The organism is Herbiconiux ginsengi, from assembly GCF_900107435.1.
GTDB lineage: Bacteria > Actinomycetota > Actinomycetes > Actinomycetales > Microbacteriaceae > Herbiconiux > Herbiconiux ginsengi.
In genome coordinates this window covers 1,703,223-1,717,959 of sequence record NZ_FNPZ01000001.1, presented here as the reverse complement: position 1 = coordinate 1,717,959, position 14,737 = coordinate 1,703,223, and the positions used below count along the sequence as shown (strand labels likewise).

The 14,737-nt window shown below is 69.1% G+C and carries 15 protein-coding genes and 3 tRNA genes; 4 read left to right on the top strand and 14 right to left on the bottom strand.

The window, feature by feature from the left end; genetic code table 11:
* Window positions 1–147: 147 nt before the first annotated feature.
* On the bottom strand, window positions 148–1,500 hold the full coding sequence (locus BLW00_RS08090) for an HNH endonuclease signature motif containing protein (protein ID WP_092551595.1): 1,353 nt from the start codon (window positions 1,498–1,500) through the stop codon (window positions 148–150).
* A 129-nt stretch (window positions 1,501–1,629) separates the two neighbouring features.
* On the opposite strand from BLW00_RS08090, the gene BLW00_RS08085 reads away from it, so the two are divergent.
* A complete protein-coding gene (locus BLW00_RS08085) occupies window positions 1,630–1,926 on the top strand; it encodes a DUF2277 domain-containing protein (RefSeq protein WP_092551592.1) in 297 nt (98 codons plus the stop codon).
* A gap of 65 nt (window positions 1,927–1,991) precedes the next feature.
* Here the strand turns inward: BLW00_RS08085 and BLW00_RS08080 are convergent.
* Window positions 1,992–2,065: transfer RNA gene (locus BLW00_RS08080), tRNA-Met, on the bottom strand.
* Between the two features lie 35 nt (window positions 2,066–2,100).
* Window positions 2,101–2,172, bottom strand: a tRNA-Thr gene (locus BLW00_RS08075).
* Window positions 2,173–2,302: 130 nt separating this feature from the next.
* On the opposite strand from BLW00_RS08075, the gene BLW00_RS08070 reads away from it, so the two are divergent.
* Entirely contained in the window at window positions 2,303–4,063 is a 1,761-nt protein-coding gene (locus BLW00_RS08070; protein WP_092551589.1) for a glycoside hydrolase family 13 protein, read from the top strand.
* Window positions 4,064–4,083: 20 nt separating this feature from the next.
* On the opposite strand, the gene BLW00_RS08065 is transcribed toward BLW00_RS08070, so the two are convergent.
* The 6 genes from BLW00_RS08065 to BLW00_RS08040 all read right to left on the bottom strand — a co-directional run bounded on the left by BLW00_RS08065 (window position 4,084) and on the right by BLW00_RS08040 (window position 8,469).
* Window positions 4,084–5,676 carry a M23 family metallopeptidase gene (locus BLW00_RS08065; RefSeq protein ID WP_092551586.1) on the bottom strand — a complete coding sequence of 531 codons (1,593 nt, stop codon included), beginning with the start codon at window positions 5,674–5,676 and terminating at the stop codon, window positions 4,084–4,086.
* A gap of 295 nt (window positions 5,677–5,971) precedes the next feature.
* The gene (locus BLW00_RS08060) at window positions 5,972–6,787 is read right to left on the bottom strand and encodes an inositol monophosphatase family protein (RefSeq protein WP_092551583.1); all 816 of its coding nucleotides are present in this window, start codon (window positions 6,785–6,787) and stop codon (window positions 5,972–5,974) included.
* 85 nt (window positions 6,788–6,872) lie between these two features.
* Window positions 6,873–6,954 (bottom strand) — tRNA-Tyr (locus BLW00_RS08055).
* Between the two features lie 87 nt (window positions 6,955–7,041).
* Window positions 7,042–7,788 (bottom strand): lytic transglycosylase domain-containing protein, encoded by a 747-nt coding sequence (locus BLW00_RS08050; RefSeq protein ID WP_139256656.1) that lies wholly within the window; start codon window positions 7,786–7,788, stop codon window positions 7,042–7,044.
* Between the two features lie 46 nt (window positions 7,789–7,834).
* Window positions 7,835–8,218: a type II toxin-antitoxin system VapC family toxin gene (locus BLW00_RS08045; RefSeq protein WP_092551577.1), complete on the bottom strand. Its 384-nt coding sequence runs from the start codon at window positions 8,216–8,218 to the stop codon at window positions 7,835–7,837.
* Complete coding sequence (locus BLW00_RS08040) at window positions 8,215–8,469, bottom strand: type II toxin-antitoxin system Phd/YefM family antitoxin (RefSeq protein ID WP_092552188.1); 255 nt, start codon at window positions 8,467–8,469, stop codon at window positions 8,215–8,217. Before BLW00_RS08040 ends, BLW00_RS08045 begins: the two co-directional genes overlap by 4 nt.
* A gap of 85 nt (window positions 8,470–8,554) precedes the next feature.
* Here BLW00_RS08040 and BLW00_RS08035 point away from each other — a divergent pair, with 85 nt between their 5' ends.
* Complete coding sequence (locus BLW00_RS08035) at window positions 8,555–9,043, top strand: YajQ family cyclic di-GMP-binding protein (protein WP_092551574.1); 489 nt, start codon at window positions 8,555–8,557, stop codon at window positions 9,041–9,043.
* A 5-nt stretch (window positions 9,044–9,048) separates the two neighbouring features.
* Window positions 9,049–9,774 (top strand): NUDIX domain-containing protein, encoded by a 726-nt coding sequence (locus tag BLW00_RS08030; protein WP_092551571.1) that lies wholly within the window; start codon window positions 9,049–9,051, stop codon window positions 9,772–9,774.
* Between the two features lie 11 nt (window positions 9,775–9,785).
* Here BLW00_RS08030 and BLW00_RS08025 read toward each other — a convergent pair whose 3' ends face one another.
* From BLW00_RS08025 to BLW00_RS08010, 5 genes are all read right to left on the bottom strand, one after another.
* Window positions 9,786–11,168: an FAD-binding oxidoreductase gene (locus tag BLW00_RS08025; RefSeq protein WP_092551568.1), complete on the bottom strand. Its 1,383-nt coding sequence runs from the start codon at window positions 11,166–11,168 to the stop codon at window positions 9,786–9,788.
* Window positions 11,169–11,258: 90 nt separating this feature from the next.
* Window positions 11,259–11,405, bottom strand: coding sequence for a hypothetical protein (locus BLW00_RS22880; protein ID WP_175494182.1), 147 nt, complete (start codon window positions 11,403–11,405; stop codon window positions 11,259–11,261).
* A 90-nt stretch (window positions 11,406–11,495) separates the two neighbouring features.
* Window positions 11,496–12,854 (bottom strand): FAD-dependent oxidoreductase, encoded by a 1,359-nt coding sequence (locus BLW00_RS08020; protein ID WP_092551565.1) that lies wholly within the window; start codon window positions 12,852–12,854, stop codon window positions 11,496–11,498.
* Between the two features lie 75 nt (window positions 12,855–12,929).
* A complete protein-coding gene (locus BLW00_RS08015) occupies window positions 12,930–13,982 on the bottom strand; it encodes a polyprenyl synthetase family protein (RefSeq protein WP_092552185.1) in 1,053 nt (350 codons plus the stop codon).
* A 10-nt stretch (window positions 13,983–13,992) separates the two neighbouring features.
* Window positions 13,993–14,682, bottom strand: a complete 690-nt coding sequence (locus BLW00_RS08010; protein WP_092551562.1) for a class I SAM-dependent methyltransferase — start codon at window positions 14,680–14,682, stop codon at window positions 13,993–13,995.
* Window positions 14,683–14,737: the final 55 nt, after the last annotated feature.

Sequence of the window (14,737 nt, the reverse complement as noted above, 5' to 3'; positions counted from 1 at the left end):
CTTCCGGCGCGGCCGCGCAGCCCGGCGTCGCCCCACCGTGAGGCGCGTGATCATCATCGTCAGCCCGACGATGATGCGGTCGGGGTGGTCGCGGATGAGCACGCTGGCCGACCCTCGACCGGGTGCCGCCGCGTAGCAGGGCTCAGGTCAGAAGGGCGGATCGTCGGGGAGGAGCCGAATCGGTCGTGGTGAGCGTGGGGTGAGGTTCGACGGCGGTCGAGCATGAACCGGAGGTCGTGTGTGGTCGGGAGGTCGTGTGGTGTGTTCGGCGCCCGCCGGGGAGGTCCAGTGCAGCGCCCGGCCTTCTCCCGATCTGACCCGCCAGTCGGTCTGATGCTTCAGTGTGTGATGCCGACGGCAGAGGGCGGCGAGGTTCGCGAGGCTCGTCTCGCCTCCTTTCGCCCAATCCGTGGTGTGGTCGAGATCACAGCGGTCGGCGCGTCGCGTGCAGCCGGGAAAGCGGCACGTCTCGTCGTCGAGAACCACCGCGGTGCGCAGATCGGCCGGCACCTTGTAGCGCTCGCGGCCCACGGAGAGCCGCTCACCCTTGACCGGGTCTGTCAGGATGCGGAGGAAGGACGGAGCGCCTGCCGCGAGTCGACGTGCGGTCTCGAGATCGATCGGGCCGTAGCCCTGGAGTTCAGCAGGCTCGGCGGAATGGCCGAGGAGCGCCATCGCGGGCACCGTGACGGCGATGTTCGCGGTGATGCCCTCGGCACGGGTGAGTGCGTCGCCGTCTCGGCGGAGGAACAGGTCGACAAGACCGTCGGCCCAGAGCTGGGCGTGCGTTCGGGATTCGTCGGACGATCGGAGCGCGCGGGCGATTTGATCGACCGTGTCGTCGATCGCGAAGGCCGCGACCGCGGGGAGATGGCACACCAGAGTGGCCATGCCGTCACGCTGCTTCTCCACCCACACCGCTCGTTCCTCGCGCGCCTCGCGGTGACGCTCATCGATCGAATCGGGGTGCATCCGCTCCCGGAGCTGACGGGCATGCGTCGCGAATTGCGCACTGGTCTGAGTGGCGGCCTTCGGGAGCGCTGCCGCTTCGAACTCTGCTCGAGCCGACTCCGGAAGCGTCTTCGCCTCACGCACGACGGCCTTCGCATGCCGATAGCTGATGTCGCCCTGCGCCAGCGCCGCGAGCGTGGCGGGGAGGAAGTCGCTCAGCGCCTCGGCCTCATCGATGCGCTGAGCGGCCGTCGCCTCCGGGATCTGCAGACTCGTGGCGACTTCAGCGACCAGCGACCGCCGCGAATGCTCGAGCGACCCACCGGGCAGTCGGGCCAGCCAGTTCGCCTTACGGGCCGCCGCCGCGAGCCGCGCGACCGCCTTGGCCTCGAGCATCGCCTGTTCCCGCTGTACGACCACCACCGAATCCACATCGGCCCCGAGCCCCCGAAGCAACGACGCCCGCATCTCCCCGACCGAGCACGACGAATCATGCACGAGCTCACCGGTGTCGGCCGAGGCGAGAGTGGGGACGAGAGATCTGTTCATGAGCGTGCCTCAATTATATCTCACGATAGCGACGCAGCCAAGCAGAACACCCTGATCAACGCCTATTTTGGAACCATTGGACCGGATGACGACATCGTGCCCCGCGGGGAGAGGGGTATCCTCGCTCGCATGTGCAGGAACATCCGCGTGCTCCACAATTTCGAGCCGCCGACGACCGATGACGAGGTGCGCGAGGCGGCACTGCAATTCGTGCGGAAGGTCAGCGGCTCCACCCACCCGTCCCGGGCCAACACCGACGCGTTCGAGCAGGCCATCGACGAGATCGCCGCAGCGACCCGACGACTGCTCGACGGCCTGGTGACGAACGCACCGCCGAAGTCACGCGAGGTCGAGGCGATCAAGGGCCGACAGCGGCACGAGAAGCGCATGGAACGCGAAGTGCGCATCCGCACCGCGAGCGCGTGACACCGGCGGCCCGTGGTCTCGGCACAGCAAAAACCCCCAAGATGGCGAGATCTTGGGGGTTTTCGTAGCGGGAGCGGGACTTGAACCCGCGACCCCACGATTATGAGCCGTGTGCTCTAACCAACTGAGCTATCCCGCCATGCTTCCGACCATCGTACGACGTCGGGAAGCCGGAGCCCCCTGTGGGAATCGGACCCACTACCTCTTCCTTACCAAGGAAGTGCTCTACCAATGAGCTAAGGGGGCGCACGCAGCCGCGAACGGCTTTTGGCACCAGTAGAGAATAGCATCACTCACGGCCGCGTTTTGCCGGGTGCGGCGCCTCCGATGTGCAAACGATTCCACAGCGTCACGCCGAACAGTTAGAGTCTTCGTCATGACTATCGCCGACTCACCCGAATCCGACCTGCCCATCGCGGAGGTGACCGACACCGAGACGGATGCGCAGCCTGCGGCCACCCTCATCGGCACGGGGGGCGAGTGGTGGCGTTCGGCGGTCATCTACCAGATCTACCCGCGCTCCTTCTCCGACGACGACGGCGACGGGATCGGCGACCTCACGGGCATCCGCAAGCGTCTGCCCGCCCTCGCCGAGCTCGGGATCGACGCCGTCTGGCTCTCTCCGTTCATGACCTCACCGCAGCACGACGCCGGCTACGACGTGGCCGACTACTGCGACGTCGATCCGCTCTTCGGCACTCTCGCCGACTTCGACGCGCTGCTCGCCACGGCGCACGAGCTGGGCATCCGGGTCATCGTCGACCTCGTGCCGAACCACACCTCGTGGGATCACAAGTGGTTCCAGGAGGCGCTGGCCGCCCCCGAGGGCAGCCCCGAGCGCGCCCGCTACATCTTCCGTGACGGCAAAGGCCCGAACGGCGACATCCCGCCCAACAACTGGGAGTCGGTGTTCGGCGGCCCGATGTGGGAACGCGTCACCCGCCCCGACGGCACGCCCGGTCAGTGGTACCTGCACATCTTCGACAAGTCGCAGCCCGACCTCGACTGGGAGAACCCGTGGGTGCGCGAGCAGTTCCACGGCATCCTGCGGTTCTGGCTCGACCGCGGGGTCGACGGCTTCCGCGTCGACGTCGCGCACGGCCTCATCAAGGAGGCCGGCCTGCCCGACTACACTCCCCCGGTCGACGCCGGGAGCATGGGCGGCGGGATCGTGGGCCTCGAGCCCGAGATCGACGCGCATCCGCCCACCCCGCCCTACTGGGCGCAGGAGGGGGTGCACGAGATCTACCGCGGCTGGCACGCCGTGCTCGAGGAGTACGAGGGCGACCGGGTGCTCTGCGCCGAGGCGTGGGTGGAGCCGCTGACGAAGCTGGCCGAGTGGGTGCGACCCGACGAGATGCAGCAGGCCTTCAACTTCACCTACCTCTCCGCCGGCTGGTCGGCGCCGCAGCTGCGCTCCGTGATCGACAACTCCATCTCCGCCTTCGCGACGGTGGGCGCACCCTCCACCTGGGTGCTCTCGAATCACGACGTGGTGCGGCACGCGTCACGTCTCGCGCTCACCGCAGAGAACCCGCAGGGGCACGGTCTCGGACCGAACTCGCCCGGCCTGCCCGACCCGGTCGTGGGTCTCCGCCGCGCTCGCGCGGCCACGTCGGTGATGCTCGCCCTGCCGGGCAGCGCCTACATCTACCAGGGCGAGGAACTCGGACTCCCCGAAGACATCGAGCTGCCCGACTCGGCGCGACAGGATCCGACCTGGTTCCGCAGCAACGGCGAACGCTACGGACGCGACGGATGCCGCGTGCCCATCCCCTGGGAGGCCGGCGTGCCGACCTACGGCTTCGGCCCGGCGTCCTCCGACAAGAGCTGGCTGCCGCAGCCGGCGGATTGGGACCGCTTCGCGCGCTCCTCGCAGGAGGGCGTGCCCGGCTCGACGCTGGAGCTCTACAAGCTCGCCTTGGACCTCCGCTCGCGCTTCGACCTCGGAACCGGAGCCGTCGAGTGGCTGCCGGGATACGGACCCGACGTGGTGGCCTTCCGCAACAACGGCGTGACCGTGATCGCGAACCTCGGTTCGACCGCGGTGGAGCTGCCGGTGGGCGACGTGCTGCTCTCCAGCGAGGAGCTCGGCGAGGCGGCCCTCGCCCCCGACACGGCGGTCTGGCTCAGCTAGGGAGCTCGTCGGCGACGAGTTCAGACCGCGTGGGTCTGGAGCCAGGCGAAGGGGTCGACGGGGGTCACGCCATCGAGACGGATCTCGAGGTGCAGGTGGGGGCCGGTCGACGCGCCGGTGTTGCCGACGAGGCCGACGGTCTGGGCGACCTTGACCACCTGGCCCTCGGTCACCTGGATCGACCCGGTCAGCATGTGCCCGTAGACGCTCGAGACCTTCTGGCCGTCGACGACGTGATCGATGATCACGTGCACGCCCAGGCCGCTGTCGTCGTAGGGCTGCACCGAGCTGACCACGCCGTCGGCGATCGACTGGATCGGGGTGCCCTGGCCGGGTGCGAAGTCGACGCCCTTGTGGTCGGTGCTGCCGATGCCGCCCGGGGATTCGCGGGCGCCGAAGCCGTCGCTGATCGGCACGCCCACCGGGAACGGCCACTGGATGGCGCCCCGTGGATTGTTCGTGAAGGTGTCGGCGATGCGGAAGCCCGCAGCCTTGAGCGCCGCGGTGTCGCGCACGCTGTAGCCGTCTCGGGCGATGCTCGCCCCGGCCGCCTCGGAGCTGGTGGTGAGTTCTTGCCCGGGCAGCGCCGGCTCGGCCGCCTGCTCGGTGGCGAGGATGCTCGTGTGCTGGTTCTCGGATGCCGCGTGCAATGCCTCGGCGGGCATGGTGGTGGCCACGGCGATGCCGGTGGCGAAGACCAAAGCGAGAGCGCTGAACGCGCCTTTCGCGAGGTTGCGGCGGCTGCGGCGGCCGGTCGGGGGCTTGGCGTCGTCGGCGTGGCCGGCACCCGACCCCGTCGTCTGGGCGGGGCCCGACCCTGCGCCGGCGGCATCCGTCGGCGCGATGGCCGCGGTGCGCAGCGTGCGCCGCGAGACCGGCTTCACGGGAACGACGACGTCGTCGGCCGCCATCGCAGCCGGAGGGATCGGTGCGCCCGTCTCGATGATGGGGATGGCGGCGGTCTCGACGATCGGCACACCGCTCGCGGTCGAGGAGATCGGGGTCGAGGAGATCGGGGCTGCTCCCCCGGCGGTCTGCTCCAGAACTTCGGCGACCACGATCTCGACATCGACGGTGGCCGCGCTCGCGACGGGCGTTGCGGACTCCCGACTGTCGTCGATCGGCAGTGCCGTCGTCGGAGCGGAGACGATCGCGCGGCGACCACCGGCCGGCTTCTCGATCTGGTCGGAGAAGGCGTCGGCGGCGCGGCGGCCGACCTTCTGGGCGTGCGGCCGCAAGGTGGCCACACTGCTCGCGGCGACGGCATCGGGGGCATCGGTCTTCGCGCGCGCAGAAGCGGCTGCCGGTGACGCGGCGGCGTCGGATGTCGCGGCATCCGCCGTCTCCGGGTTCGCGGCGGCGGCTCGTGCGGCGCGGCGACTCACGGTGGCGGTACTCGGGGTCGCGCTGAGCGGCGCATCCGGCGCAGGGCTCGGCGTTGCGGCACTCTCGGGAACCGAGGCCGAGATCGTCTCGGAGCTCGCTCGACGAGCACGACGGCTCGCCCCCTCCGCCGGCGCGTTCTTCACGGGCGCATCCGCCGGCAGCACGGCATCGACCTCAGCCGGCGCGCTCGCCAGGCGGGCCTCGCGGCGGCTCCGCGGCGAAGTCACGGGCGCCGGCCGAGCAGCCGCCGCCTCCGTCTCCGCAGGCGCGACGGAGCCCGACCGCAGACTGCGGCGGGAGGGCAAGGAGGATGTGGGGTGCTTCGATGAACCGTGGGCCTCGCGTTTGGATGAGTCGTCATCCGGGCGTGAAGTCGTACGTGCCAATTGTGTGGGAACTTCCGGTTGAACGTCGGGTGTTCTCGGGGTAAGCGAGATAACGGATTCATCAAGGCTACAGACGCTTCCATCGAACCGCCAGCCGCTGCAACAAACCCGCGCGCTGCCCGAGTGTCACGCAGGATCAGAGCGGGAGACCGGCATCCTGGTGCAATTCGTAGAGGAGGGGTTCGAGCTCCTCGGCGAGCGCGGGACCGGCCGCGAAGGTCATGATCGTGCTCTCGGCCGCGCCGTGGAATCCGCTCACCCGGCCGCCCGCCTCACGCACGATCAAGGCGCCGGCGGCGTGGTCCCAGGGGTTCAGGCCGCGTTCGGCATGGGCGTCGAGCCGGCCGGCGGCCACCGAGCACAGGTCGAGAGCGGCCGAGCCGGCGCGGCGGATGTCGCGCACCTTCTCGACGAGCCCGGTGACGAACCGGCCCTGCTTCACCCGCAGCTGCGCGTCGTAGGCGAAGCCGGTGCCCACGAGAGCCTGCGAGAGCGCGACATCCGTGTTCACGGCGAGCCGGCGCTCACCCAGCCAGGCGCCACCACCGCGGCTGGCGGTGAAGACCTCGCCCGTGGCAGGGTTCACGACGCAGCCGGCCAGGGCCGTCCAGGTGGAGGGGTCGGGGTCGCCTTCCACGGCCGCGATACTGACCGCGTAGGCGGGGAGGTCGTAGAGGTAGTTGACGGTGCCGTCGATGGGGTCGACCACCCAGGTGATGCCCGACGTGCCGGGGGTCGCCGCGGATTCCTCACCGAAGAAGCCGTCGTGCGGACGCGCCTCGGCGAGGCGGGCGCGGATGAAGTCCTCCGACTCGCGATCGGCGAAGGTCACCACGTCTTCGGGCGATGACTTGCTCGCCGCGACGGTGACGCCTTCGGCGCGCCGCCTCTTGACGAGCGCTCCAGCCTCCACCGCGATGGAGCGAGCGATCTCGAGGAATTCGGTGGACATGGAGTCTCCTCAGAACGGGCGCCATGTCATCCGGAACCACGGACACGGATGCGGGGGCGCCACCGGCTGGGTGGCACGAACACAGTGGCGGGTGAGGGATTCGAACCCCCGAATGCGAAGCAGTCTGATTTACAGTCAGATCCCTTTGGCCACTTGGGTAACCCGCCAGGGCGCACCCGACCACGTTCTACAACACAACCGAAGGCGCTGATAAAGGATACCCACGAGTGCGCCCGGAGCGAAATCGCGTCGTGTCAGCCGGCGTCCGCGGCCTCGTCGGCGTAGCGGTTGGCGTACTCGAGCACTTCGTCGAGGTAAGCGGGCGACTCGTTGTAAGCCGCGATCGCGGTGCGCCAGCCGTCTTCGGTGCCCAGGTCGCCGCCCGAGTAGCAGAGGTATTCCGCGGCCGAGAGTGAGGAGTCGTCGATGTTGTGGATGTCGGGCACCCCGTCTCCGTTGGCCTCCGTCGCCCAGGCCGCCCACGTGGTGGGCACGATCTGCATCGGGCCCACAGCGCGATCCCACTCGGTGTCGCCGTCGACCGCTCCCGCATCCGAATCGGGGATCTCCTGGAAGCCGTTGCCGTCGAGCGCCACGCCGATGATGAGATCGCTGGTGACTCCGTCGTCCTGGATGTGGCCGCCGAAGATCGTGCCATGGTGCGACTCGACCCAGCCGATACCGGCGAGGGTGTTCCAGCCGAGGTGGCAGTCGGGCTGCCGCTCACCGATCGCGAGCGCCGCGCCGGCGTAGCCCTGCAGGGCTCGCCGCGGGATGCCGGTCGCCTCGGCGACCAGGTCGAGCCATCCGCTGTCGACGAGCTCGGCGCTCGGCGTCCCGTCGGTGAAGGCCGCGTCACCGACACCGGATGCGCGCGGGGCGTCGGCAGAGACAGCGAACGTGGCCTCGGGCCCGGTCGAGCCCGCCCCTCCGCTCGCGCATCCCGTCAGCAGCACCGCCGCGACCACCCCCGCCACGACCGCACCCCACGTTTTCCGCACGCCCCCCACTCAACCAGACCCCCCTGACAACCAGCCCCAGTAGCTGTCACACCACCTCGATACCCATTCCCCCAGCCGCCCGGATCAGACGTGCATCATGCGTCCAGAATCCCTCGCACAGGTGGAATTGTGCGGTCGCGAGATGCAGGGCATCGATGGCACTCAGCGAGTGACGCGCCCTGAGTGTCGCGGCGGCGCGGTAGATCTCCGGCCCCATGTCGAGCATGGTGAGGCCTCCGATCATGCCGTCGTACCGGCGGGCGAGTAGCAGGTCGCCGCGACGGAGCGGGGCGACCCGGCACTCCATCGCCACGAGAGGACTGACGGCGATCTCTGCCGAAAGCGTGGCGAACCGCCGCCGGAGTCCGTCGCCACGCGCTGTGGAATCTTCGACCAGGTAGACCAGGATGTTCGTGTCGGCATAGATCACGAGTCGTCGCGCCCTTCGAGGATGTCGCGGATCACCTCGTCCACTTCTTCGGCCGTCTTACGCTGCGACTCGGGAATCGGATTGCGCTCCAGCCACTCGACCAACTCCCTTCCCGTCATGCCGCGTTTCGGGACATAGGGCACGATCTTCGCCACCGGCACACCGCGACGCGCGATCACGATCTCCTCCCCGGCCTCGGCACGAGCCACCAGGCTCGACAGAGTGTTTCTTGCTTCCAGCACATTGAACATCTCCATGGTCTCCCCGACCTCCTAGCCACAAAGCCTAGCCATGTTGAGACTTCGTCACAACCGCGGAGCCGCGTAAAATGAGCGCATGGCAGATTCATCGTTTGACGTGGTCAGCAAGGTCGACAAGATGGAGGCGGACAACGCCCTCAACCAGGCGCAGAAAGAGGTCGCGCAGCGCTACGACTTCAAGAACATCGGCGCTTCCATCGAGTGGAGCGGCGAGAAGGTTCTGATGAAGGCCAACTCCGAGGAACGCGTGAAGGCGATCCTCGAGGTCTTCGAGTCGAAGCTCATCAAGCGCGGCATCTCCCTCCGCAGCCTCGACGCCGGCGAGCCCTACGCCTCGGGCAAGGAATACCGCCTCGAGGCCTCCATGAAGGAGGGCATCGCTCAGGAGGATGCGAAGAAGATCAACAAGCTCATTCGCGACGAGGGTCCGAAGAGCGTCAAATCGCAGATCCAGGGTGACGAGCTGCGGGTCTCCTCGAAGAGTCGCGACGACCTGCAGGCCACGATGGCCCTGCTGAAGGGCGCCGATCTCGACGTGGCCCTCCAGTTCATCAACTTCCGCTGACCGAGGTGTCGAGCGACGCCGCCGCGGGCGGACGGGCGAACGAGCCCACGGCGAGCGGGCGGGCCGGCCGCCCGGGGATCGACGTGCCCGACCGGCGGGGCCGCACCGGCCTCGACCGAACGGGCCTGGACCTCACCGGCAACCCGCGCGTGCGGGTCACCGACGTGACCCTCCTCAGTTCGAACTGGTACATCACGCGCACGACGCGGATCCAGTTCCAGCACAGCGACGGCCACTGGTCGACCGAGGAACGCGAGACCTACGACCGCGGCAACGGCGCCACGATCCTGCTGCACGACGCCGGGCGCCGAACGGTGCTGCTCATCCGGCAGTTCCGCTACCCCGCCTACGTCAACGGACACCCCGACGGCGTGCTGCTCGAGCTGCCCGCGGGGTTGCTCGACGAAGACGATCCCGAGACCGCCATCCGTCGCGAGGCCCGCGAGGAGACCGGCTACGCGATCGGTGCCGTCGAGCACGTCTTCGACGCCTACATGAGCCCCGGATCGGTCACCGAGAAGCTCTTCTTCTTCGCCGCCCCCTACGACGCGTCGAACCGCGCGGATGCCGGTGGTGGGCTCGCCGAGGAGGGTGAGGACATCGAGCTGGTCGAACTCGGCATCGACGAGGCCCTCGCCCGCATCGGCACCGACATCGTCGACGCGAAGACGATCATGCTGCTCCAATGGGCGGCCCTGTCAGGCCCGTTCTCTCACACGCCGCTCGACTGATTCGCCGCGGATCAGTCCCGATCGGGGAAGTCGGGATAGGGGAACACGTGGGTGGGGTCGTACTGGCGCCGCACCTCCGCCAGCCGGTCGAAGATCGCGGACGGCCAGGACTCCTCGAAGAGGCCCGGCACCGCGAGCGAACCGCTCGAGAAGTTGATGTTGGTCTCCGTCGACACCCACTCGGAGAGCTGGGCGGTGATGCCGTCGGCGATCTGCGGCAGCACCGCCTCGAACAGCGACGGATCGGGCGCCCCGATCATCACGAAGGAGTAGGCCGCCGCGCGACCCCCGACCGCACTGCCCCCGGGCACGTCGCGCGCGGTCGCGCCGCCGAGGTGCCGCAGCTCGGCGGCGATCATCGGCACCTCCCGTCCGGGCCCGAAGATCGCGAGGAATCGGTCGACGAACGCGCCGTCGATGCCGCTCAGCAGCATCCCGCGGTCCCAGCTCGGCCCGGGATCGGTCGGATCGTTGTGGATCGACGAGATCTCGCTCGCCGGCATCTCGCCGACCCGGCCGAGGAACGCCGTGCCCGCGTCTCGGATCGGCTGGAACAGGCGCTCACCCTCCGCGGGATCGCCGATATAGGCGAAACGCGCCGAGATCACCGTCTTGCCCCGCAACGGCTCGGGGATGACGTCGAACGGGGGGAACCGCACGATCGCCACCGAGGAGGTGGCCTCTTCGGGCGCGATCTCGGTGAACGAGGCCCATGCCCGCAGCACGGCCGGGATGTCGCCCTCCTCGTAGAACAGCGACCCGCCGTACAGACTCGGCAGCCGCACCAGCCCAAACTCCATCGAGGTCACCACTCCGAAGCCGCCCTTGCCTCCGCGCAAGGCCCAGAACAGATCGGGATGCTCGTCGGCGCTGGCGGTGACGATCTCGCCCTCCGCCGTGACCACCCGGAAGCTCCGCACGTAGTCGGACGAGAAGCCGAACGTGCGCGCGAGCGGGCCGAGCCCTCCGCCGAGGGTGTAGCCGATGCATCCCACGTGACCCGACGCCCCCGTGATGGGCGCCAGACCGTGCTCCGCGGCCGCCGCGACGACACTCTCCCAGCGATTGCCGGCTCCGATCGTCGCCACCGCGCTCTCCGGGTCGATCGACAGCTCGTTCAAGCGCGAGGTGGTGATGATCACCCCGGAGGTCACCGGCACGGCGCTGCCGTGGCCCGTGGCGAGCACGTGCACCGGGAGACCGTTGGCCACGGCGAAGCGCACGGCCGCTGCGACATCCGCGTCGCCCGCTGCGCCGACCGCGATCTCCGGATCGTGCACGACAGCGGTGTTCTGTGCGGCGACTTCGGCGGGCAGCGCCGCGTCTCCACGCTGGAAGACCGGCCCGGAGGCCGTCGAGACGAGCTCGGCGAAGGATTCGGAAGAGAAGGTCATGCCTGTGACTGTAGCGAGCGCCACCGACATCAGTCGAGCAGTGATCGCAAGGATTGCGGTACCCCGCATCCGGCTCCGCGAGGCCGGCGCCTAGGTCGGCTGGCGACCGCCCAGCAACCCGGCCATCACGCGCACCGCCTCCTCGAACCGCCCCGGGTCGGGCCCCGAGTAGTTCAGCCGCACGAAGGCCCCGGTGGGCTCGGCGGGGAACCACTCCTCGCCGGGCGAGATCAGCACGCGCGCGCGGGCGCAGGCCTCGACGAAGTCGTCCGAGTCGACCCCGGCGGGCAGCGCTCCCGGGTGCGCCGCTGAGCGACGCGAGCCGGCTCAGGCGCGGGAGATCTCGATCATCTCCTCGCGCGGCACCACCTTGATGCGCAGGCGCGGCGGGGTGTCGGACGCGCCGAGCGCCAGCTCGTGCTGGTCGAGCTTGTGCCAGCCTTCGAGGTCGGTGTAGGCGACGCCTCTCGATGCGAGCAGCGCCGGCACGGCCTCCTCCGACGGATCGGCCGGGCTCCACCAATTCGCCTGATCGCGCACCAGGTGCGAGAGCGTCTCCATCGCGTCGGACTTGGTGTGGCCGATGAGGCCGACCGGACCGCGCTTGATCCAGCCCGTGGCGTAGACGCCCGGGATGACCTCGTTGTGGTCGTCGAGCACCTGGCCCTCGTGGTTCGGGATGACGCCGTGGTGGTCGTCGAAGGGGATGCCGTCCAGCGGCGAGCCGAAGTAGCCCACCGCGCGGTAGAGGGCCTGGATCGGGATCTCGCGGATCTCCCCGGTTCCGACGACCCCACCCGCCGCATCCGGCTTCGTACGCTCGTAACGGATGGCCGCGACCCGGCCCGCTCCGTCGGAGACGATCTCGAGCGGCTTCGCATAGAAGTGCAGGTGCAGCCTCCGCGACGCCTGCCCGACCGGCCGCTCGCGCCACTGGTTCAGCACCTTGTTGATGACGAAGACCTGCTTGTTCGACTCGATGGCCGCCTTCGAGGCGTCGTCGAGCTCGAAGTCCTCGTCGGCCACGATCATGTCGACGTCGTTCATCTCACCGAGCTCGCGGAGCTCCAGCGGCGTGAACTTCACCTGGGCCGGGCCGCGCCGGCCGAACACGTGCACGTCGGTGACGGGCGAGGCCTTGAGCCCTTCGTAGACGTTCGCCGGGATCTCGGTCACCAGCAGGTCGTCGGCGTGCTTGGCCAGGATGCGCGAGACGTCGAGCGCCACGTTGCCGTTGCCGATCACGGCGACCGACTGGGCCTCGAGCGGCCAGGTGCGCGGAACATCCGGGTGACCGTCGAACCAGCTCACGAAGTCGGCGGCGCCGTAGGATCCCTCGAGGTCGATGCCGGGGACGTTCAGCGAGGCGTCGCGGATGGCGCCGGTTGCGAAGATGACGGCGTTGTAGTGCTTCTTGAGGTCGTCGAGCGTGATGTCGACGCCGTAGCGCACGTTGCCGAAGAAGCGGATGACGCCCGAGTCGAGCACCTCGCGGAGCGCGGTGATGATGCCCTTGATGCGCGGGTGGTCGGGAGCGACGCCGTAGCGAACGAGGCCGTAGGGGGCGGGCAGCTGCTCGAACAGGTCGATCGAGACGTCGAAATGACGCTCGGCCTTCACGAGCAGGTCTGCGGCGTAGATCCCGGCGGGGCCGGCTCCGACGATGGCCAAACGGAGCTTGGTCACGGTGAGTTCCTTCGGATCGGTAGACGCTCGGCGTCTGGGGTGCACGCATCCGATTCGGATACGCGAAGCGGATGGCTAGCTGGTGCGCTCGACCACGGTGTCGGCGAAGCGGATGAGGGTCTTCTTCACCGTGCCGGCGGGCAGGGGGGCGAGGGCCTCGATGGCCTCGCGGGCGAAGCGGCGGGCCTCGTCGACGGTGCGCTGGGTGACCGGGTGCTCCCGGAGTGCCCGGATCGCGTCGTCGGCCGCGTCTCCCCCGGCCTCGAGAGCCTCGGGAGTCAGCCTGGCGAGCAGCGCCGCGGCGTTCGGGTCGGTGGCCGCCGCCTGCCTCAGGTAGAGCACGGGCAGCGTCGCGACGCCGGCCCGGATGTCGGTGCCCGGCGTCTTGCCCGACTCCTCGTCGCTCGGCGCGATGTCGATCACGTCGTCGACGAGCTGGAACGCGATGCCCACCTTCTCACCGAACTCGCGCACCGGCTCCTCGTACGACGAATCGGCGCTCGAGAAGATGATGCCCAGCTGCGCGGAGGCGGAGATGAGCGAGCCTGTCTTGTCGGCCAGCACGCGCAGGTAGTGCGCCACCACGTCTTCGCCGTCCTGCGGGCCGATGGTCTCGTTGAGCTGCCCGAGGCAGAGCCGCTCGAAGGTGTCGGCCTGCAGCCGGATGGCCCGCTCGCCGAGCTGGGCGAGCAGCGCGCTGGCCCGTGCGAACAGGAGATCGCCGGTGAGGATCGCGACCGAGTTGCCCCACACGTTCTGGGCGCTCGGCACCCCCCGACGCTGATCCGCATCGTCCATCACGTCGTCGTGATAGAGGGAGGCGAGGTGCGTGAGCTCGATCGACGTGGCAGCCGTGACCACCTCGTCGGTCACCCCGTCGCCCAGCTGTGCGGTGAGGAAGGCCAGAATGGGGCGCACCCGCTTGCCCCCGGCGTCGAGCAGGTAGCGGGAGACGACATCCACCAGGCCGCCGGTGAACTTGGTCTCGACGGCGAGCCGGAGCTCGAGCGCGTCGATGCTGTCTTCGATGAGCCGGGCGGTGCGCCGGTCTTCTCCCGTGGAGAACAGGCGGTCCGCGAGCGAGAGCGGGGTGGACCGGCCCGTGGCGCGGCGGAGACTGGGGGTCACGTTCACTAGCCTACTTTTCTTCCGCGTGCGGCCGCGTGGGCTTCGCCGCCGGCTTCGTGCCCTTGTGCAACGCCACGATGCCCGCGCTCAGGTCGCGGTATCTCACCTGCTCGAACCCCGCCGTGCGCAACCAGGCCGCGAGGGTCTTCTGGTCGGGCCAGGATTCGATCGACTCGAAGAGGTAGCCGTAGGCGGGCACGTTCGACGAGACCGCCTTCGCCAGCGTCGGCATGACGTGCTTGAGATACCAGTAATAGGCGGAGCGGATCGGCGCCGCCGGAGTGCTGAACTCGCAGATCACGATGCGGCCGCCGGGCTTGGTCACGCGGAACAGTTCAGCGAGCGCCGTCTGCGGCTCCACGATGTTGCGCAGACCGAACGAGATGGTGACGGCGTCGAACTCGTCGTCGCCGAACGGCAGGTTCATGCCGTCGGCCACCACGAACTCGATGTTCGGCATGCCCGCCTGCTGCTTCCTGCCCACCTCGATCATGCCGGGCGAGAAGTCGGCGGCCACGACGTGCGCGCCGCTGCGGGCGAGCGATGCACTGGAGGTGCCGGTGCCGGCCGCGAGATCGAGGATGCGTTCGCCCGGGCGTGGGGCGACGGCGCGCGTGGTGGCCACCCGCCAGAGCGTCGCGTTGCCGACCGAGAGCACGGTGTTGGTGCGGTCGTAGCCGGCCGCCACCTGGTCGAACATGGCAGAGACCTGCTCGGGTCGCTTGGTGAGGTCTGCCTTAGTCACCGTCACAGTT